Below are 18,449 nucleotides of genomic sequence, written 5' to 3' on the forward strand. Positions count from 1 at the left end.
GGACGCCGAAGGGGCCCACCCGGCGGTGGGCCCCCTCGGTCGGCCGGTCTACCAGTTGGCGGGGGCGTAGTCCTTGAGGAATACGCCGAACAGGTCCTCGCCGAGCTCGCCGCGGACGATCGGGTCGTAGACGCGGGCGGCGCCGTCGACCAGGTCCAGCGGGGCGTGGAAGCCCTCCTCCGCCAGGCGGATCTTGTCCGGGTGCGGGCGCTCGTCCGTGATCCAGCCCGTGTCGACGGCGGTCATCAGGATCCGGTCCTTCTGGAACATCTCCTGCGCGCTGGTGCGCGTCAACATGTTCAGCGCGGCCTTCGCCATGTTGGTGTGCGGATGGCCGGCGCCCTTGTAGCCGCGACTGAACACCCCTTCCATGGCGGACACGTTGACGACGTAGCGTCGTTCCGCCCCGGCCGCGGCCATCGCCGGGCGGAGCCTGCTGATCAGGATGAACGGCGCGGTGGAGTTGCAGAGCTGCACTTCGAGGAGCTCGACGGGGTCCACCTCGGACACCGTCTGGATCCAGCTGTTCGTATCGTGCAGGTCGGGGACGAGGCCGCCCGCGTCGATGGCGGTGCCCGCCGCGATCCGCTCCAGGGAGGCCGAGCCGGAGACCAGCGCGAGCTCGGTGACGTCCTGGGCGGTGAGCTTCTCGCCGGAACCGGACGTCAGGGCGGCCACCCGGTCGACGGTGCCACTGCCGAAGGTGCCGATGACCTCGGAGGAAGGCAGCTCGCCCGCCGGCAGCGGGGCGTTCTCCGCCGCGACCAGCTCACTGTAGGCGCCGGGGGAACGCCGTACGGTCTGGGCCGCGTTGTTGATCAGGATGTCCAGCGGGCCCTCGGCGGCGACGGAGTCGGCGAGCGCGACGACCTGGGCCGGGTCGCGCAGGTCGATCCCGACGATCTTCAGGCGGTGCAGCCATTCGGAGCTGTCGGGCATCGCCTTGAAGCGGCGGACCGCGTCGTTGGGGAAGCGCGTGGTGATGGTGGTGTGCGCGCCGTCGCGCAGCAGCCGCAGCGCGATGTACATGCCGATCTTGGCGCGACCGCCGGTGAGCAGGGCGCGCCGGCCGGTCAGGTCGGTGCGGGCGTCGCGGCGCGCGTGGTTGAAGGCGGCGCAGTCCTGGCAGAGCTGGTGGTAGAAGGCGTCGACCTCGACGTAGCGGGTCTTGCAGATGTAGCAGGACCGGGGTCGCTGGAGTATTCCGGCGATCGGCCCCTTGGTCGCGGTCGTCAGGGCGTTGCCCTGGGTCTCGTCGTCGATCCGTTCGGCGGAACCGGTCGCGGTCGACTCCGTGACGGCCTTGTCGTTGGCGGTCTTGGCGGCGCGGCGCTCCTGGCGACGGCGCTGCTTGACCGTCCGGTAGAGGCCGGCGGTGGCACGGCGTACGGTGATGGCGTCCGGGTGGTCGACGTCCAGCTTGTCCAGCTCGTCGATCACGCCGAGGCAGAGGGCAAGCCGCTCGGGGTCGATGCCCGGCCCGTATGCGTGGTTGTCTTCGGTCACCGTCATGGCCGCTGCCGTTCCTCGTTCGTCCGCGTCCGCGTGCTGCGGAAGTCCTCAAAACCGCCACTGTACGGAGCCGACACGCCGGGCACCAAACCCGTGACCGCACACCTCACGCACCGCGAGCGGATCGTCACGGTATGGATGGTTCGACGACGCTCCGCACCCGGCGCCGGCGCGGCGATGGGCGGGCCGATACCCGATACCCCGTACCGCTCGCGTATGAGCGATGACTCGGCGTACTCCTCCTGGTGTATGCCCGGAGGATGACACGGACGGCGATCATGACTCCTCCGGGCGGATGAACGGCCCGTCGAGCTGGGGCATGGTGGCTTTCATGAGTGCCTTGGCCTTGTCGGTTCTGCTCTGCCTGGTGTCGGCCGTCGCGTACGCGGGCGGCGCGATCGTCCAGGAACGTGTCGCGGCGACCTCGCCGGGTCATGGTTACGCGCCCCTGCGCCGGACCGGGTGGTGGGTGGCGGTCGGGCTGAACGGCCTCGGCGCGCTACTGCACGTGGTGGCGCTGGCGTACGGGCCGCTGAGCCTGGTCCAGCCCCTCGGCGCGCTGACGATCGTCTTCGCGCTGCCGATGGCGGCCGTGTTCGTACGCCGCCGGGCGGGTGCGGCGGCGTGGCGGGGCGCGGTCATGGCGACGGCGGGCCTGGCCGGGTTGCTGGCCCTGACGGGCGGGGACGGCGCGGGCCGGCAGGCCTTCGCGGGCGGGGAGCGGCTGCTCCTGCTGGTGGTGACGGGGGGCGTGGTGGCGGCGCTGTTCCTGGCCGCGCACCGGGTGGTCCGGCCGGTGCTGCGCAGCGTGCTGCTGGCCGCGGCGGCCGGCACGGCCTTCGGCATGGGATCGGTGTTCACGAAGGCGGTCGCGGAGAGCTTCACGCCGGCCGACCCGGCCGCGCCGTGGCCGGACCTGGTGGCGATCGCCCTGCTGGCGGCGTGCGGAGTGCTGCTGTCCCAGGCGGCCTACCGGGGCGCCGGGCTGACCGCGCCGTTGGCCACCGTGACGGTCGTCAATCCGGTGGCGGCGGCGGCGGTCGGGATCTCCCTGTTCGACGAGGGGTTCCGGCACGGCGCCGCCGGCGCGGCGGCCGCGGCGGCGAGCGGCGTGCTGGCGGCGGCCGGCCTGGTCCTGCTCACGGCCGTGCCGCCGCACGTGCGGGGGTCAGATGCGGACTCCGTGCCCGCGCAGGTACTTCAACGGGTCGATGTCGGAGCCGTACCCGGGAGCCGTACGCATCTCGAAGTGCAGGTGGGGGCCGCTGCTGTTGCCCGTGGAACCGGAACGGCCGATGCGCTGGCCGCCGGAGACCTGCTGGCCGGCCTTCACGCCGAGCGCGGAGAGGTGGGCGTACTGGGAGTACCGGCCGTCGGAGTGCTTGATGACGACCTGGTAGCCGTAGGCGCCGGCCCAGCCCGCCGACAGGACCGTGCCGGGGCCCACTGACTTGACGGTGGTACCGGTCGGCACCGGGAAGTCGACGCCCGTGTGGTAGCCGCTGGACCAGGACGAGCCGGAGACGCGGTAGGCGGTGCCCAGGCCGGCGTCGACCGGTGCGGAGAACCCGCCGGCGGCGGGCTGCTGGACGGGCTTCGCGGCCGGCTTGGAGGCGGGCTCCGGCTTCGGCTTGGGCTTCTCGGCGGGCTTGGCCTGCTCGGCGGGCTTCGGCTTCTCTGCGGGCTTCGGCTTCTCGGCGGGCTTGCTCTGCTCCGGGGTCGGCTTCGGCGTCGGCTTCTCCGCCGGCTTGCTCTGCTCCGGCGCGGGCGCGGCCGGCTCCACGGGCTTGACGGGCTCCGCCGTGCGCGGCGGCTTCTCCGGGTTCTGGACGGGCGGTGCGGCGGTGATCCGCAGCGTCAGCCGCTGCCCGGGGAAGATCAGGTTGGGGTTGCCGCCGACGGTGGCCCGGTTGGTCTCGTACAGGGCCTGCCAGCCGCCCTCGACGCGCTGGTCGGTGGCGATGGCCGACAGCGAGTCGCCGGGCGCGACGACGTACGGGTTCGGCAGGACGGAGGTCCCGGTCGGACGGGGCAGCGCCACCGGCGGGCCGGTGGTGGCCTTGGTCGCCTGGATCCGGTCCTTGTGCGCCTGGGACTCGGGTGCCTGCGACTGCTGCGCCTTCGGCGGCGCGGGCGTCTGCGCGACGGGCTTCTGCCCGGTCGGCTTCTGCGGCGTGGCCGTCGAGCCGAGGACGGGGGCGGGGCCGCTGCGGCTGAGCCCCGCCTGCGGGCCGCAGGCGGGCCAGGCCTTGGGCCCCTGGCCCTTGAGGACCTTCTCGGCCACCGCGATCTGTTGCTCCCGGGTGGCGAGGTCGGCACGCGGCGCGAAGACCGTGCCGCCGAACTCGCGCCAGGTGCTCTGGCTGAACTGGAGTCCGCCGTAGTAGCCGTTGCCGGTGTTGATCTTCCAGTTGTTGGTCGACTCGCAGTGGGCGACCTTGTTCCACGTGTCCACGGAGGCGGCGTTCGCGACCCCGGCGCCGATCAACGGTAGGGCGATCCCGGCGCCACCGGCGGTGACGGCGAGCGAAGCCCGGTTGATGCTGCTCGGCTGGTACCGGCGGTGCCGGCCCCGTACACCCATGGGGAGCCCCCTCGAAGACATCAGGAACCGCACAACCTAACGGCGTGCCACATTTCTGACAAGGGCCACAACCGGCCGCCCTCAAAGGGAAGTTGACCGCTACCTCCGGCTCCGTCCGGCTTCGTCCGTCCTCCCCGCGCCGGAACACCGCCCCGCCGCGTCCGTCGCGGCGGGGGTCGGGCGCCCCGGTCGCCTAGCTCAGGGGGCCGGGCTGCGGGATCGGCGCGGGGCCGGGCGGCGGGGGCACCGGATCGGGCTCGGGGACCGGCCCGGGAACGGGCGGCGCCGGGCGCGGTACGGGCGGGGGGCCCGGAACCGGCGGGGCCGGCACGGGTACCGGGTCGGGGCCGGGCACCGGGGGCTGGGTCTGCTCTGCGTTGCGCACCATGGGTCCCGCCTGCCCCCGATCCGGCGGGGCACGCCCCCGAACCCGGACGAACGGCCACGGTCCGCGGGGCCCGACCGGATCCGCCGTCCGCGTTCACCCGAACGGGGTATTCCGCCCGGGCCCCGCCCGAGCCCCCGACGCCTACGCGCCCAGGCCGGCGGCGAGGCCCCGGCGGGGGCTGGTGAGCACGGGCAGCCGGGTCCGTACGAGGGGCACGGCCCCGGCCATGGAGACCTGGGCCAGGACGATGACGTCCGCGTCGCTGACGGCGTCCGCGGCCGCCGCGACGGCGGCGCGGGAGCCGGCGTCGTCCCCGGCCTCGAACAGCGCCCAGGCCCCGTCGACGAGGTGCGTACGGACGGACACCGGCCGGCCGGCCGCGACCTCGGTCAGCAGTTCCACCGTCGGGGCGAGCGTCGATTCCACGGTGGCCAGTACGGCGATCCGCGGGCCGATCCGGACGGCCTCGGCTGCCATCGGACGGTCCACGCGCAGCACCGGAACGCCGAGGGCGGGGGCGAGGGACTCCGCGACCGCTCCGATCGTGGAACAGGTCACCAGCACCGGATCCTCGGCGCCGTCGAGCCGCGCCACGAGGTCCGCGACCACCGCCCCCGGCCCGAGCGCCCGGGCCCGGTCCAGGAGTTCCGGGGCCACCAGGTGCCGCAGGGCGGCGCCCGGATGGTCCTGGTCGCGCAGGGCGTCGAAGACCGGTACGTGGACCGGTGAGGTGTGCAGCAGCGTCAGCCGCCTCACCACAGCTGGGGGTCGGCCTTCAGCTGCGCCTTGGCGGCCGCGACGACCTCGGCCGGCGCCTGGGGCGCCTCGTCGGGGTGCTTGGCCGCCCAGCTCGCGGCGTAGGGGCAGAGCGGTACGACCGGCACGCCCTCGGCGGCGGCCGTCCCGTAGAAGTGCCGCACCAACTGCCCGGCGATGCCCTTGCCCTCGTGGCCCGCCTCGACCACGGTGTGCACCGCCACCAGCGCGTGGGGCGCGTCGGCGAGGACGAAGTAGGCGATGTGCCCGACCGTCTCGCCGCCCTCGACGGCCAGCAGCCGTCCCGCCGCGCGCGCGTCCCGCAGTTCGATCGCCATCGTCCCCTGCTCCCTCAGCCGGCCACTGCGTGCGGGCTGCGCCGCTGCTCGGTTCCCGGTACCGGGGCGGACGGATCCGCGCCCAGCTCGACGATCCTGTTGTCGGCGTCGACGTGGACGACGCGCGGCACGAGCGCCCGCGCCTCGGCGTCCTCGACCTGCGCGTAACTGATGAGGATGACGAGGTCCCCGGGGTGCACGAGATGGGCGGCGGCGCCGTTGATCCCGATGACGCCGGAGCCGCGCTCGCCCTCGATGACGTACGTCTCCAGGCGCGCCCCGTTGGTGATGTCCACGATGTGCACGAGTTCCCCGGGCAGCAGGTCGGCCGCGTCGAGCAGATCGGCATCGATGGTGACGGACCCGACGTAGTGCAGGTCGGCCTGGGTCACCGTGGCCCGGTGGATCTTGGACTTGAACATGGTACGAAGCATGAAGAAACTCCCGAGATGTCTGCTCCCTGCCTGCTTCTCGCAGGTCAAGGGCCCGCCCGCAGCCTACGGCATGGCCCGCCTCCCGTCCCGGCCGATCGCGCCGTCGCCCGGCTCGACACCCCCGCGCAAGGGCGCGTCGAAGATCGCCGATTGGCCATAAATGATCGTGGAACGGCGGTGGTGGCGCACTAGGCTCCCCTGCGCACCACCGCTTCCGTCCGCCGCGCCGGGAGATCCCCGGATGGACCCCGCCCCGCTCGCGCCCGAGGCGCTGCCGCCCGAGACGCTCACGCGCCTCGACGCGGTCGTCCGAGAACGCGCTGCGGGACATCGACGAACGCGAAGGAGACCCATGAGGACGCGGCAGAAGGCGATGCGCCGGCTCGGTGAAGCCCGTCATGGGTGAGGGCACGAGCCGGCCTCCCCGGCGCGTACTCGTCATCGGGGGCAGCATCGCCGGCATGCTCGCCGCGGCCGCCGTCAAGGAGCACGTCGATTCCGTCGAGGTCATCGAGGCGCACGAACTGCCCGACGGGCCCGGACCGCGTACCGGCGTTCCCCAGGCGGCGCACATCCACTGGCTCCAGGGCGGCGGGGCCGAGGCCATCGACTCCCTGGTGCCGGGCACCATCGACCTGTTGACGGCCGCGGGCGCCCACCGCGTACCGGTGACCACCGACATGGTCATCAACTCTCCGGAGGGGTGGTACCGGCGCTGGGAGCGCGCCACCCATGTCGTGATCACCGCGAGCCGGGACCTGATCGACTTCGTCATCCGCCGGCAGGTCCTCTCGGACCCCCGGGTCGGCGTTCGAACGCGGACCCGGGTGGTGGAGCTGCTCCGCGAGGGCCGCACCGTCACGGGGGTCAGGGTGCGCGCGGCCGACGGCGCGGAGACCGAGCTGCGCGCCGACCTGGTCATCGACGCGTCCGGCCGGTCCTCGCGCCTGCCCGAATGGCTCGGGAAACTGGGCGTCCGGGGACTCGTCGAGGACCGCGTGGACGCCGGCCTCACCTATGCGAGCCGGATCTACCGGGCACCGGTCCCCACGCGTGGCTGGCCCGTGGTGGGCGTGCAGGCCGACCCGCGTGCGCCGGGTCCCGCCAAGGCCGGCGGCATCCTCCCGATCGAGGGCGATCGTTGGCACGCCGGCCTGATGGGCGCCGCGGGGGGCCGACCCACCCGGGACCCGGAGGACTTCGAACCCTTCGCCCGGACGCTGCGCGACCCGGTACTGGCGGACCTGCTGAAGCACGCCGAGCCCCTCACCGACGTCAGCGTCTCGCACAGCACGGCGAACCGGCGCCACTCCTACGAAAGGCTGCGCTCGTGGCCCGAGGGCCTGGTGGCTCTCGGGGACTGCGTCGCGACCTTCAACCCCGTCTACGCCCAAGGCATGTCGGTGGCCGCGTTGGGCGCCGTCGCCCTGCGCGACGCCCTCGCGGCCCGCCCGGCTCCCGGCCTGGCCCGGCGTGCGCAGCGCGCCATCGCCGCTCCCGTCGACATCGCCTGGGCCCTCGCCGTCGGTCAGGACATCCACTTCTCCCCCACCAGGGGCAAGCAGCCGCACCTGGGGGACCGTCTCCTGCACCGCTACGTCAGCCGGCTGTCCCGCACCGCGACCGGATCGTTCCTGGCGGCCACGGCCCTGACCGACGTACTGGCCCTCCAGGCGCGGCCCACGTCCCTCGTCCGGCCCAGCGTGCTGTTGACCGCGCTCATGGGACCCTCACGCCCTCAACTCCTCCGCCCTCCGCTCACCCGGGCCGAGCACGACCTCCTGAACGGCCTGCCGGAGCGCGGGAATCCGCGTACCTGAGCGCCGGGCACGCCCCGGGGTCAGTGGCCGGCGGCGACCTTGACCGCCGCGACCGCCGTGCCGATCGCCGCGTCGATGCCCCCGGCGAGGAGGGCGAAGGCGGTGCCGCCACCCATGCGGATGCCGCCGTAGCAGCCCCAGGCGAACAGGGTGGCGACGTTGACCGCGGCCGCCGTGAGGAGGGCCGTCTCGACGTGCATCACGTCGAGTGCGGCGAGGCCGATGAGGATCAGCGGGCCGACCGCGGACAGCAGGAGCGGGCTGCTGACGAACAGCATGGTGCGCAGGTCACGGCCCCGGGCGAGGACTCCGTGCGTCACCCGGTGGGCCTGCTGGTCGGCGACGAGCGAGGCCAACCACAGGCCGGCCGAGGCCGTGACCACCGTCAGGGCGGCGCCGAGGGCGTCCACGTGGCCGCTGCCCGCGAGCCCGATGACGACGGAGATCATCGTGATCGTCGCGTAGAGCCGTTCCTTGAGGTGGGCCGCGGCCGTGCTCGGGTCCACCTCGTCTGCCGTACGTCGCGCCACCGGCCCACCGTACGGCGCGACCCCGGCCGGCCGGGGGAACCACGCCGGCGGCCCGGCAACGGGCAGGATTGGCCCACCCGCGTCGGGGCAGGCGCCCGTCATGACTTTCGAGCACCCTTCCGAAAAAAGCGGCAGAGGCAGGCTCGGTCGCTTCGAGAAGCTGGCCGAGCTGGCCTCCAACTTCACCAGCTCCGCCGGCTTCTCCGTCCTCTGCGTCGGCCTCGTGCTGGCGTTCCTCGTCGTCCACGCCCTCCACCTGCCGGTGATCTGGCAGCACCTCGTGGGGGACGCGATGGCGGCGGTTTCCTTGCTGTTGCTGTCCCTGTTGAAGAACTCCGAGCGCCGGGCCGAGCACGCGATCCAGCAGAAGCTCGACGCCATCGCCGCGGCCCTGTTGGAGCAGCAGGAGGGCAAGGGCGGCCGGGCGCACGAGGACCTTCGGCGGGCCATCCGCGTGGAGGAGCGGGAGTAGCACGGCGGGCGGAGCACGCGCCCCGCCCTCCCCGCCGCCCGTCGCGTCCCAGGGCCGAGCGGCCCTCTGTGGACGCGCTTTCGAGTGACTCCTCCCGCACGGCTGCGGGCGCCGCGCCGATCCCGTACCCGACCATCTCAGGCGGCCGGTCATGTTCCGGTCACGAACCGTGAATCAGGCCGGGCGTCATGCCGTCCCGGCATCGGGCCGTCGCTGGGAGATCACGTGTACGTCCTGCTCGTCGCGAGTGCCTTCAACAGCCTGACGCAGCGGGTCCACGCCGAGTTGCGGGACCACGGCCACCGAGTGGCGGTCGAACTGGCCCTGCCCGGCGTGAACCTGACGGACGCGGTACGTCGCCACGCGCCGGACCTGGTGATCGCGCCGATGCTCCGGACGGCGCTGCCCGAGGAGGTGTGGGCGTCCCACACCTGTCTGATCGTGCATCCGGGGCCGGTCGGTGACCGGGGCCCCTCGTCCCTGGACCGGGCCGTGCAGGAGCGGGTGCCGCGCTGGGGCGTCACCGTCCTGGAAGCCGGGGCGGAGATGGACGCCGGTGACGTGTGGGCCTCGGTGGAGTGCGCCGTACCGCCGGTCGGCAAGAGCGACCTGTACCGGGGTGAGATCGCCGACGCCGCCCTGCGGGCCGTCCTCCTCGCGGTCGACCGCTTCGCCTCCGGTGACCACACGCCGCGGCCACAGGATCCGGCGACCGTCCGGACGCGCCCCTACCTGCGGCAGGAGTGCCGTCGCCTCGACTGGGAGGTGGATTCCACCGAGCGCGTGCTGCGCGTGCTGCGTGCCGCCGATTCCAGGCCGGGCGTACGGGACGAGCTCCTCGGCGCCGAGTGGTACCTGCACGGCGGCCACCCGGAGGACCGGCTGCGCGGCCGGCCCGGGGAGCTGCTCGCGACCCGGGCGGGGGCGGTGTGCCGGGCCACCACGGACGGGGCGGTGTGGATCCCGGAACTGCGGGCCGTCCGCACCCCGGGCGGCCCGGCGCCGGTCAAGCTGCCGGCCACCGTCGCGCTCGGCGACCGGTTGCCCGCGCTGCGCGAACGCCCGGCGCCGCTGCACGTCAACCCGGGGCGGCGCACGTGGTCGGACATCGGTTACCGGGAGGAGGGGCAGACGGGTTTCCTGTCCTTCTCGTTCCCCGGCGGAGCCATGAGCACGGACCGGTGCCGGCGGCTGCTGGAGGCGTACCGGACGGCCTGCGGCCGTCCCACCTCGGTGCTGGTCCTGGGCGGCGGCCGGGACTTCTTCTCCAACGGCATCCACCTCGGCGTGATCGAGGCGGCGCCGGACCCGGCCGAGGAGTCCTGGGCCAACATCAACGCCATGGACGACCTGGTGGAGGCCGTCCTGACCACCACGGACCGGCTGGTCGTCGCCGCGGTCGGCGGCAACGCGGCCGCCGGCGGGGCGCTGCTGGCGCTCGCCGCCGACGAGGTGTGGTGCAGGTCGGGGGTGGTGCTGAACCCGCACTACCGCCTGATGGGACTGCACGGCTCGGAGTACTGGACGTACACCCTGCCGCGGCGAGTCGGCGCGGCCGTCGCGGAGCGGCTCACCGGCGGGGCGCTCCCGCTGAGCGCGGACGCGGCCCTCCGGCTCGGGCTGGTCGACCGTACGCTCCTCTGCTCGCCGACGGGGTTCGCGGACGAGGCGGCGCGGCTGGCGGCGCAGCTCGCCGCGCTGCCCGCCACCCGGTCCCGGATCGCGGCGAAGAAGGAACGGCGCGAGCGGGACGAGGCGGCCCGACCGCTGGCGGCCTATCGGGAGGCGGAGCTGGCGGTGATGCGCCGGACCTTCTTCGACCCGCAGGCGCCGTACCACGCGCTGCGGCGGGCGTTCGTGCGCAAGGAGGCCCCGGTGGGCACGCCCGAGCACCTCGCGCGGCCCGTACCGGACCGGCACGTGACGACTCCTGCCGACGGACCGGGCGCCCGAGACCGCACCGCCCGTGTCATCGGTGACCGCCCCGCCCGTGTCACTGGACTGGCCGTACATGACGGAGCACCCGGCCCCGCGGGCTGTTAGCAAGAAAGGTGGGATCCGGAGAGGCCGGACCCTCCGCTCCCCCTTCCCGATCTTCTCCCCGAGGAGCACCAAGGAGGCATCCCCGTGGATGCAGCAACGCAGGACCCGGTCGAGGACCCCCCGATCCACATCCTCTGGATCAACGCGGGGCTGAGCTGCGACGGCGACTCCGTGTCGCTGACGGCGGCGATGCAGCCGAGCATCGAGGAGATCGTGATGGGGGTGCTGCCCGGTCTGCCCAAGATCGCCGTGCACTGGCCCCTGATCGACTTCGAGTGCGGTCCCGTCGGCGGCGCCGACACGTTCATCGAGTGGTTCTTCAAGGCCGAGCGCGGCGAGATCGATCCGTTCGTGCTCGTCGTGGAGGGTTCGATCCCGAACGAGAGCATCAAACCCGAGGGGTACTGGTGCGGGTTCGGTGACAACCCGGAGACCGGCCAGCCCATCACCACCAGCGAGTGGCTCGACCGGTTGGCGCCCAAGGCCCTGGCGGTCGTCGCCATCGGCACCTGCGCCACGTACGGCGGCATCCACGCGATGGAGGGCAATCCGACCGGCGCCATGGGCGTGCCCGACTACCTGGGCTGGGACTGGAAGTCGAAGGCCGGCATCCCGATCGTGTGCGTACCGGGGTGCCCGATCCAGCCGGACAACTTCTCGGAGACGCTCACGTACCTGCTGTACCAGGCGGCCGGCTCCGCCCCGATGATCCCGCTGGACGACAAGCTGCGCCCCACCTGGCTGTTCGGGGCGACCGTCCACGAGGGCTGCGACCGGGCCGGCTACTACGAGCAGGGCCAGTTCGCGCACACCTACGACTCGCCCAAGTGCCTGGTCAAGCTCGGCTGTTGGGGTCCGGTCGTGAAGTGCAACGTGCCCAAGCGCGGCTGGATGAACGGGATCGGCGGCTGTCCGAACGTCGGCGGCATCTGCATCGCCTGCACGATGCCCGGCTTCCCCGACAAGTTCATGCCGTTCATGGACGAGCCTCCCGGCGCGAAGGTCTCCAGCAAGGCGAGCGGCGCGTACGGGGCGGTCGTGCGCAGGCTGCGGGCGATCACGGCGCACACCGTGGACCAGGAACCGAAGTGGCGCCACACCGGCGAGAAGTTGACCACGGGCTACCGCCCGCCCTGGTGACGGCCCGGCGCCTCCCCCTCCCGTTCAGGAACTCCGCACCGAAGAAGGGTCACGGCACAGACGATGGCGACACCGAAGACGAAGGCAGCCGCGGACGGCAGCGGTCTGGTGGAGATGGCTTGGGATCCGATCACCCGGATCGTGGGCAGTCTCGGCATCCACACGAAGATCGACTTCAAGCAGAAGAAGGTCGCCGAGTGCTACAGCACCTCATCGGTCTTCCGCGGGTACAGCGTCTTCATGCGCGGCAAGGACCCCCGTGACGCGCACTTCATCACCAGCCGCATCTGCGGGATCTGCGGGGACAACCACGCGACCTGCTCGGTGTACGCGCAGAACATGGCCTACGGGGTGAAGCCGCCCCACCTCGCCGAGTGGATCATCAACCTGGGCGAGTCGGCGGAGTACATGTTCGACCACAACATCTTCCAGGAGAACCTGGTCGGGGTCGACTACTGCGAGAAGATGGTCCGCGAGACCAACCCCGGCGTGCTGGAACTGGCCGAGCGCACGCCCGCTCCGCACGCCGGGGAGCACGGCTTCCGGACCATCGCCGACATCATGCGCTCGCTCAACCCCATCGAGGGCGAGTTCTACCGCGAGGCGCTCCAAGTGAGCCGCTACACGCGGGAGATGTTCTGCCTGATGGAGGGGCGCCACGTGCACCCCTCCACGCTCTACCCGGGCGGTGTCGGCACGATCGCCTCGGTCCAGCTGTTCACGGACTACATGAGCCGCCTCATGCGGTACTGCGAGTTCATGAAGCGCGTCGTGCCGCTGCACGACGACCTGTTCGACTTCTTCTACGAGGCCCTGCCGGGCTACGAGGAGGTCGGCCGGCGCCGGGTGCTGCTGGGCTGTTGGGGCGCGCTCAACGACCCCGAGCACTGCGACTTCACGTACGCCAACATGACCGACTGGGGACGGAAGATGTTCGTCACCCCGGGCGTGGTGGTGGACGGCAAGCTGGTCACCAACGACCTCACCGAGATCAACCTCGGCATCCGCATCCTGCTGGGCAGCTCGTACTACGACGACTGGGAGGGCCGGGAGCAGTTCGTCACGCACGACCCGCTCGGCAACCCGGTCGACCCGCGCCACCCGTGGAACCAGCACACCATCCCGGCGCCGCAGAAGCGGAACTTCGACGACAAGTACAGCTGGGTGATGTCGCCCCGCTGGTTCGACGGCAAGGACCACCTCGCCCTGGACACCGGCGGCGGCCCCCTCGCCCGCCTGTGGTCCACGGCCCTGTCCGGGCTCGTGCACACCGACTACGTGCAGGCCACCGGGAACAGCGTCGTCATCACCCTGCCCCGGACGATGACCAAGCCGGAGACCCGCTTCGAGTGGAAGATCCCGAAGTGGAGCAACGCGCTGGAGCGCAACCGCGCCCGCACGTACTTCCAGGCGTACGCCGCCGCGATCGCCCTGCACTGCGCGGAGAAGGGGCTGGCCGAGGTCCGCGCCGGGCGCACCCAGACCTGGGAGAAGTTCGAGGTGCCGGACGAGGGTCTGGGCGTCGGCTTCACCGAGGCCGTGCGCGGCGTCCTCTCGCACCACATGGTGATCCGCGACGGCAAGATCGCGAACTATCACCCGTACCCGCCGACCCCGTGGAACGCGAGCACCCGCGACACCTTCGGCACACCGGGCCCCTACGAGGACGCGGTGCAGAACACCCCGATCTTCGAGGAGAACACCCCGGAGAACTTCAAGGGCATCGACATCATGCGGGCCGTGCGCAGCTTCGACCCCTGTCTGCCGTGCGGGGTCCACATGTACGTGGGCGGCGGCAAGACCGTGAAGACGATGCACGTACCCACCGGCCTGAGCGGACTGGGCGGATGAGCGCCCCGACCGACGCCCGGCAGGCGGGCCTGCGGGTGGACGAGGTGCTTGACCGGCTCGCCGGGTCCGGGGACCGTCAGGCGTGCGCGGCGGCCGAGGAACTGGTGCGCGTCCTCATGGACTTCTACGGGGCCGGGCTCGCCCGGATCGTGGAACGGCTCGGCGCCGCGGCCGGCGCCCGGCCGGGAGGAGCGCCGGGCGGGCTGCCCGCCGAACTGCTCGACGACGAGCTGGTGGCGAGCCTGCTGACCCTGCACGACCTGCACCCGGAGGACGTGCGCACCCGCATCGCGCGCGCCCTGGACCACGCGGGCGACCCGGTGGAGCTGATCGACTTCGACGAGGGCACCGGGGTGCTGCGGCTGCGCCCCGCGGCCGCCTCCGGCTGCGGCTGTTCCTCCGGGACCGCCGACGCGGCCCGGCGGACGGTCGAGGACACCCTCGCCTGCTTCGCGCCCGAGGTGACCCGGGTGGAGTCGGAGGCGGTCGCGCCGCAGCCGGCGCTGCTGCAGATCTCCGCCCGCCCGCCGGCACCGGCGCGGGTCCCGTGAACGGGCCCGCCGCGGCCGGCCCGGCGCAGGTCGCCCCGCGCGGCCTGCGTCGGTTCGCGGGGCCCCGTACGCCCCGCCCCGAGACCTGCGAACTGTGCGGGGTGGTGGTGCCCGAGGACGCTCACCGCCACCTGGTGGAGACCGAGCGGCGGGCGCTGGTCTGCGCCTGCACCGGTTGCGCCCTGCTGTTCGACCGGCCGGGCGCCGTGACCGGGCGGTTCCGGGCCGTCCCGGACCGCTACCTGACCGACCCCGGGCACCGGCTGGACGACAACGCCTGGGAACTGTTGCAGATCCCGGTCGGCGTCGCGTTCTTCTTCCGCAACGCCGCCCTCGACCGGCTGGTCGCCCTGTACCCGAGCCCGGCCGGGGCCACCGAGAGCGAACTCGACCCGCAGACCTGGCAGAGCGTACTCGGCTCCAGCCGGCTGGCCGCGCTGCTCGAACCGGACGTGGAGGCACTGCTGTTGCGCCGCGTCGAGGGGCGCACCGAGTGCCATCTGGTGCCGATCGACATCTGCTACGAGCTGGTGGGGCGGATGCGGTTGCTGTGGCAGGGCTTCGACGGCGGGGCCGAGGCCCGGGCCGCGCTGGACGCCTTCTTCGCGCAGGTGGTACGGCGGGCGAAGGTCCCGGCCGGGGCCGCCGGGGAAGGGGCGTCGGGATCATGACGGCGACGACGGACTTCACCTTCACCTGCCGGGGCGTGCGGGCCGACGGCTACGCCGCCGGGCCCACGCTGGTGTTCCGGCTCGGCATCACGGCCGGTCCAGGGGTGCGGGTGCACGCCCTGGCGCTGCGCTGTCAGCTGCGGATCGAGCCGGCCCGGCGCGGGTACGCGAGCGGCGAGGCCGACGGGCTGGCGGACCTTTTCGGCGCCCGTTCCCGGTGGGGCAACACCCTCCAGCCCGTGCAGTTCGCGCAGGTGCCGGTGATGGTGCCGAGCTTCACCGGGGAGACCGAGATCGACCTGGTGGTGCCCTGCACCTATGACATGGACATCGCGGCGACCCGTTACTTCAACGCCCTTCAGGACGGCGAGGCCCCGCTGCTGATGCTGTTCTCCGGCACCGCCTTCACGGGCGACGGCGGCTTCCGGGTCGAGCCGGTGCCCTGGGACCGGGAGGCCTCGTACCGGATGCCCGTCTCGGTGTGGCGCGAGATGGTCGAACAGCACTTCCCGGGCTGCGGCTGGCTGCGGCTTCCGCGCGACGTCATGGACGAGCTGCTCGCCTACCGTTCGCGCCACGCGCTGTCCTCCTGGGAGGCGACCGTACGGGCGCTGCTCGACGCGGCAGCCGACGCTCCCCCGCCGGTCGGGCGCGCGCCCGACCGGCCCGCCTGGGCCGGTGCCGTCCTGCCGCGCACCTCGGAGAGGACCGCCCCGTGACCGCGACGACCCCGCTCGCGACGACCGCGACCACCGGCGCCCCCGCCCGGGAGGACCACTTCGCCACCGCCCGGCAGGTGGCCGACGCCGTCCTGTTCGAGGGCTACGTCCTCTACCCGTACCGGGCGTCGGCCGCGAAGAACCGGATGCGCTGGCAGTTCGGCGTGCTCGTGCCCCCGACCTGGGCCCCGGCGCACGAGGAACACTGCTTCCAGCGGACCGAGCTGCTGATGGAGCCGCGCGGCGCGGCAACCCTTCGCCTGGAGCTGCGGTTCCTGCACGCGCGGCGACGGACCGTCCAACGGGTGCGGGAGGACGGCTCGTTCACCACGACCGACGAACTGCACCTGGCGGACCGGGTGCTGGTGCCGTGGGACGAGGGGACGGAGGAACGCGTCGTCCACGCGATCCCCGTCGCCGAACTCAGCGGCGAGGGGCTCGTGTTGCCCTTCTCGCGGCCGGCCCGCGAGGACACCGAGGAGGTCCTGGACGCCGACGGGCGGACGGTGGGCCGGCTGGTGCGGCGCACCGAGCGGGTCAGTGGCCTCGTACGGATCCGCACCGCGGAACTCGACGGCCCCTACCGGGTGTCGCGGCTCACCGCGGTCGTGGAGAACACGAGCCCGTGGGCCCCGAACGGCGAACGGGACGCCCGCGAAGCCGCCCTGCCCCGCTCGCTCGTCGCCGCGCACCTCATGCTGGGGCTCGACGCCGGGTCCTTCCTGTCGATGACCGACCCGCCGGAATGGGCCAAGGGCGCCGTCGCCGACTGCGTCAACGAGCACACCTGGCCCGTCCTCGCGGGCGCCGGAGGCCGCGCCGACGTGGCGCTGTCCTCCCCGATCATCCTGGAGGACCACCCGGCCATCGCGCCGGAGAGCGCCGGGGCCATGTACGACGCCCTGGAGATCGACGAGATCCTCACCCTGCGCACGGCGGCCCTCACCGACCAGGAGAAGCGCGAGGCCCGTGGTACCGATCCGCGGGCGGCCGCGGTGATCGACCTCGCGGAGTCCATGCCGCCGGAGGTCCTGGAGCGACTGCACGGCGCCGTCCGCGCCCTCCGGGAGGTCACTGGCGAAGGACCGCCGGAGATCCTCGAACTCCCCCCGGAGGAAGCGGTGTTCAGCCCGGACACGCCGTGGTGGGACCCGGCCCGGCCGGACGCCCTCGACCCGGTTCCGGAGCGGATCACGATCGACGGCGTCACGGTGGGCGTCGGCAGTCGGGTGCTGCTGCGCCCCGGGTTGCGGCCCACCGACGCCCAGGACCTGTTCCTGCGGGACCGGCCCGCCCTCGTCGAAGCGGTCCTGCACGACGTGGACGGCGGGGTGCACCTGGCCGTCACGGTGGAGGGCGATCCGGGCGCCGACATCCGGCGCGAGCAGGGCCGGTTCCTGTACTTCCAACCCGACGAGGTCACTCCCCTGGAGGGCGCGTGAGCGGCGGCGTGCTGGTCGCGGGCATCGGCAACCTGTTCCTCGGCGACGACGGCTTCGGCGTCGAGGTGGTGCGCGCGCTGTCGGCGCACCCGTTGCCCGACCACGTCGAGGTGGTGGACTTCGGGGTGCGCGGGGTCCACCTGGCCTACCAACTGCTGGACGGCTACGACACGCTCGTCCTGATCGACGCCGCCGCCCGCGGCGGGGCCCCCGGCACCGTGTACCTGATCGACGCCGGGGAAGCGGGCGCCGGGGAAGCGGGCGCCGACCCGCCCGCCGGCGGCGCCGTGCTCGACGGTCACCACATGTCGCCCGACGCGGTACTGGCCCTGCTGGGAACCCTGTGCGCGGGCACCGGGTCCGCTCCGCCGCGGCGCACCCTGGTCGTCGGCTGCGAACCCGCCTCGGTCGAGGAGGGCGTCGGGCTCAGCGCCCCGGTGGCCGCCGCCGTACCGGAGGCCGTACGGACGGTCCTGGAGCTCGTGCGGGACGCCCCGCGTCCCGGGGCGGCCCCGGACGCACGGACCACCGCGCACACCGCGCGCGAACTGAGGAGGACCCCATGAAGAAGGCCTTCGTCGGCGGAGCTGCCGCCGCCGCGCTCGTCGCCGTGCTCACCCAGGTGCTGCCCGACATCCGGCGCTACCTGCGGCTGCGCAGGATGTGACACCCGCCACCCTCCGGCCGGCCGCCCCGGCGCACCCGAACGGCGTACGGGGCGTGCGGGGCGTCGGCGTGCCCGACCGCGGCGCCCGGGTCCGGCCGCTGTAATGAGCCCCGGTAGGACGGAGTCCCGATGCACGAGATGTCGATCGCCATGGCCGTCGTGGGCCAGGTGGAAGAGGCCGCCGAGGCGGGCGGGGCGCACGCCGTCACCCTGGTCCGGCTCCAGGTCGGGGAGCTGGCCGGCGTGGTGCCGGACGCCCTCGCCTTCTGCTTCGAACTCGCCTGCGCCGGCACCGTCCTCGAAGGCGCCGAGCTGGTCACCGTCTCCGAGGCGGGCCGTGCCCGCTGCGCGGACTGCCCGGACGAATGGGCCGTCGGCATGCCGCCGCGGCTGTGCTGCCCGGACTGCGGCCGGGCCGGCGGCGTGGAGCTGGTGTCGGGCCGCGAACTGCGGATCCTCAGCGTGACCTGGGAGGACGACCCGGACGGCGGCCCGGGCCGTACCCGTGAACCGATCTCCGAGGAGGCCTGA

18 protein-coding genes and 1 pseudogene are annotated in these 18,449 nt (G+C 73.2%); 13 read left to right on the forward strand and 6 right to left on the reverse strand.

All coding sequences use genetic code 11. From position 1 onward, the window contains the following. Positions 1–48 precede the first annotated feature (48 nt). Positions 49–1,512, reverse strand: a complete 1,464-nt coding sequence (locus ACZ4XJ_RS04455; protein ID WP_468495283.1) for an SDR family NAD(P)-dependent oxidoreductase — start codon at positions 1,510–1,512, stop codon at positions 49–51. A 331-nt stretch (positions 1,513–1,843) separates the two neighbouring features. Here ACZ4XJ_RS04455 and ACZ4XJ_RS04460 point away from each other — a divergent pair. Continuing rightward, a pseudogene (locus tag ACZ4XJ_RS04460) lies at positions 1,844–2,626 on the forward strand (DMT family transporter); the annotation flags it as partial. Positions 2,627–2,680: 54 nt separating this feature from the next. Here ACZ4XJ_RS04460 and ACZ4XJ_RS04465 read toward each other — a convergent pair. The 4 genes from ACZ4XJ_RS04465 to panD all read right to left on the reverse strand — a co-directional run bounded on the left by ACZ4XJ_RS04465 (position 2,681) and on the right by panD (position 6,012). Then, entirely contained in the window at positions 2,681–4,096 is a 1,416-nt protein-coding gene (locus ACZ4XJ_RS04465) for a transglycosylase family protein (RefSeq protein WP_362875832.1), read from the reverse strand. A gap of 529 nt (positions 4,097–4,625) precedes the next feature. Beyond that, on the reverse strand, positions 4,626–5,243 hold the full coding sequence (locus tag ACZ4XJ_RS04470; protein ID WP_468495284.1) for an aspartate/glutamate racemase family protein: 618 nt from the start codon (positions 5,241–5,243) through the stop codon (positions 4,626–4,628). Continuing rightward, a complete protein-coding gene (locus ACZ4XJ_RS04475) occupies positions 5,237–5,578 on the reverse strand; it encodes a GNAT family N-acetyltransferase (protein ID WP_468495285.1) in 342 nt (113 codons plus the stop codon). The genes ACZ4XJ_RS04470 and ACZ4XJ_RS04475 overlap by 7 nt, the downstream gene beginning before the upstream one ends. 14 nt (positions 5,579–5,592) lie before the next feature. Then, positions 5,593–6,012: an aspartate 1-decarboxylase gene (panD, locus tag ACZ4XJ_RS04480; protein WP_468495286.1), complete on the reverse strand. Its 420-nt coding sequence runs from the start codon at positions 6,010–6,012 to the stop codon at positions 5,593–5,595. A gap of 398 nt (positions 6,013–6,410) precedes the next feature. Between panD and ACZ4XJ_RS04485 the strand changes: the two genes are divergently transcribed. Further along, positions 6,411–7,832 carry an NAD(P)/FAD-dependent oxidoreductase gene (locus ACZ4XJ_RS04485; protein WP_468495287.1) on the forward strand — a complete coding sequence of 474 codons (1,422 nt, stop codon included), beginning with the start codon at positions 6,411–6,413 and terminating at the stop codon, positions 7,830–7,832. 20 nt (positions 7,833–7,852) lie between these two features. On the opposite strand, the gene ACZ4XJ_RS04490 is transcribed toward ACZ4XJ_RS04485, so the two are convergent. After that, positions 7,853–8,362, reverse strand: coding sequence for a hypothetical protein (locus ACZ4XJ_RS04490; protein ID WP_362875827.1), 510 nt, complete (start codon positions 8,360–8,362; stop codon positions 7,853–7,855). Between the two features lie 100 nt (positions 8,363–8,462). On the opposite strand from ACZ4XJ_RS04490, the gene ACZ4XJ_RS04495 reads away from it, so the two are divergent. From ACZ4XJ_RS04495 to ACZ4XJ_RS04545, 11 genes are all read left to right on the forward strand, one after another. Further along, positions 8,463–8,834, forward strand: a complete 372-nt coding sequence (locus ACZ4XJ_RS04495; RefSeq protein ID WP_362875826.1) for a hypothetical protein — start codon at positions 8,463–8,465, stop codon at positions 8,832–8,834. A 225-nt stretch (positions 8,835–9,059) separates the two neighbouring features. After that, positions 9,060–10,877 (forward strand): hydrogenase maturation protein, encoded by a 1,818-nt coding sequence (locus tag ACZ4XJ_RS04500; protein ID WP_468495288.1) that lies wholly within the window; start codon positions 9,060–9,062, stop codon positions 10,875–10,877. Positions 10,878–10,961: 84 nt separating this feature from the next. Continuing rightward, positions 10,962–12,017: an NADH-quinone oxidoreductase subunit B family protein gene (locus ACZ4XJ_RS04505; RefSeq protein ID WP_362875824.1), complete on the forward strand. Its 1,056-nt coding sequence runs from the start codon at positions 10,962–10,964 to the stop codon at positions 12,015–12,017. Between the two features lie 63 nt (positions 12,018–12,080). Further along, entirely contained in the window at positions 12,081–13,868 is a 1,788-nt protein-coding gene (locus ACZ4XJ_RS04510; protein ID WP_362875823.1) for a nickel-dependent hydrogenase large subunit, read from the forward strand. After that, positions 13,865–14,419, forward strand: coding sequence for a hypothetical protein (locus ACZ4XJ_RS04515; protein ID WP_468495289.1), 555 nt, complete (start codon positions 13,865–13,867; stop codon positions 14,417–14,419). The genes ACZ4XJ_RS04510 and ACZ4XJ_RS04515 overlap by 4 nt, the downstream gene beginning before the upstream one ends. Beyond that, positions 14,416–15,090, forward strand: a complete 675-nt coding sequence (locus tag ACZ4XJ_RS04520) for a DUF5947 family protein (RefSeq protein ID WP_468495290.1) — start codon at positions 14,416–14,418, stop codon at positions 15,088–15,090. Before ACZ4XJ_RS04515 ends, ACZ4XJ_RS04520 begins: the two co-directional genes overlap by 4 nt. Then, on the forward strand, positions 15,087–15,809 hold the full coding sequence (locus tag ACZ4XJ_RS04525; RefSeq protein ID WP_362875820.1) for a DUF6084 family protein: 723 nt from the start codon (positions 15,087–15,089) through the stop codon (positions 15,807–15,809). The genes ACZ4XJ_RS04520 and ACZ4XJ_RS04525 overlap by 4 nt, the downstream gene beginning before the upstream one ends. Then, a complete protein-coding gene (locus tag ACZ4XJ_RS04530) occupies positions 15,806–17,251 on the forward strand; it encodes a hypothetical protein (protein WP_468495291.1) in 1,446 nt (481 codons plus the stop codon). Before ACZ4XJ_RS04525 ends, ACZ4XJ_RS04530 begins: the two co-directional genes overlap by 4 nt. Beyond that, positions 17,248–17,817 carry a hydrogenase maturation protease gene (locus ACZ4XJ_RS04535; protein ID WP_468495292.1) on the forward strand — a complete coding sequence of 190 codons (570 nt, stop codon included), beginning with the start codon at positions 17,248–17,250 and terminating at the stop codon, positions 17,815–17,817. The genes ACZ4XJ_RS04530 and ACZ4XJ_RS04535 overlap by 4 nt, the downstream gene beginning before the upstream one ends. Beyond that, positions 17,814–17,918, forward strand: a complete 105-nt coding sequence (locus ACZ4XJ_RS04540) for a DUF6893 family small protein (protein WP_383998126.1) — start codon at positions 17,814–17,816, stop codon at positions 17,916–17,918. The genes ACZ4XJ_RS04535 and ACZ4XJ_RS04540 overlap by 4 nt, the downstream gene beginning before the upstream one ends. A 129-nt stretch (positions 17,919–18,047) precedes the next feature. Beyond that, positions 18,048–18,449 (forward strand): hydrogenase maturation nickel metallochaperone HypA/HybF, encoded by a 402-nt coding sequence (locus tag ACZ4XJ_RS04545; protein WP_362875817.1) that lies wholly within the window; start codon positions 18,048–18,050, stop codon positions 18,447–18,449.

The organism is Streptomyces sp. NPDC029836, from assembly GCF_055574495.1.

Coding starts and splice junctions, on each gene's coding strand:
- ACZ4XJ_RS04455 (WP_468495283.1), bottom strand. CDS start 1,512: ATGACGGTGACCGAAGACAACCACGCATACGGGCCGGGCATCGACCCC.
- ACZ4XJ_RS04465 (WP_362875832.1), bottom strand. CDS start 4,096: ATGGGTGTACGGGGCCGGCACCGCCGGTACCAGCCGAGCAGCATCAAC.
- ACZ4XJ_RS04475 (WP_468495285.1), bottom strand. CDS start 5,578: ATGGCGATCGAACTGCGGGACGCGCGCGCGGCGGGACGGCTGCTGGCC.
- panD (WP_468495286.1), bottom strand. CDS start 6,012: ATGCTTCGTACCATGTTCAAGTCCAAGATCCACCGGGCCACGGTGACC.
- ACZ4XJ_RS04485 (WP_468495287.1), top strand. CDS start 6,411: ATGGGTGAGGGCACGAGCCGGCCTCCCCGGCGCGTACTCGTCATCGGG.
- ACZ4XJ_RS04495 (WP_362875826.1), top strand. CDS start 8,463: ATGACTTTCGAGCACCCTTCCGAAAAAAGCGGCAGAGGCAGGCTCGGT.
- ACZ4XJ_RS04510 (WP_362875823.1), top strand. CDS start 12,081: ATGGCGACACCGAAGACGAAGGCAGCCGCGGACGGCAGCGGTCTGGTG.
- ACZ4XJ_RS04515 (WP_468495289.1), top strand. CDS start 13,865: ATGAGCGCCCCGACCGACGCCCGGCAGGCGGGCCTGCGGGTGGACGAG.
- ACZ4XJ_RS04525 (WP_362875820.1), top strand. CDS start 15,087: ATGACGGCGACGACGGACTTCACCTTCACCTGCCGGGGCGTGCGGGCC.
- ACZ4XJ_RS04540 (WP_383998126.1), top strand. CDS start 17,814: ATGAAGAAGGCCTTCGTCGGCGGAGCTGCCGCCGCCGCGCTCGTCGCC.
- ACZ4XJ_RS04545 (WP_362875817.1), top strand. CDS start 18,048: ATGCACGAGATGTCGATCGCCATGGCCGTCGTGGGCCAGGTGGAAGAG.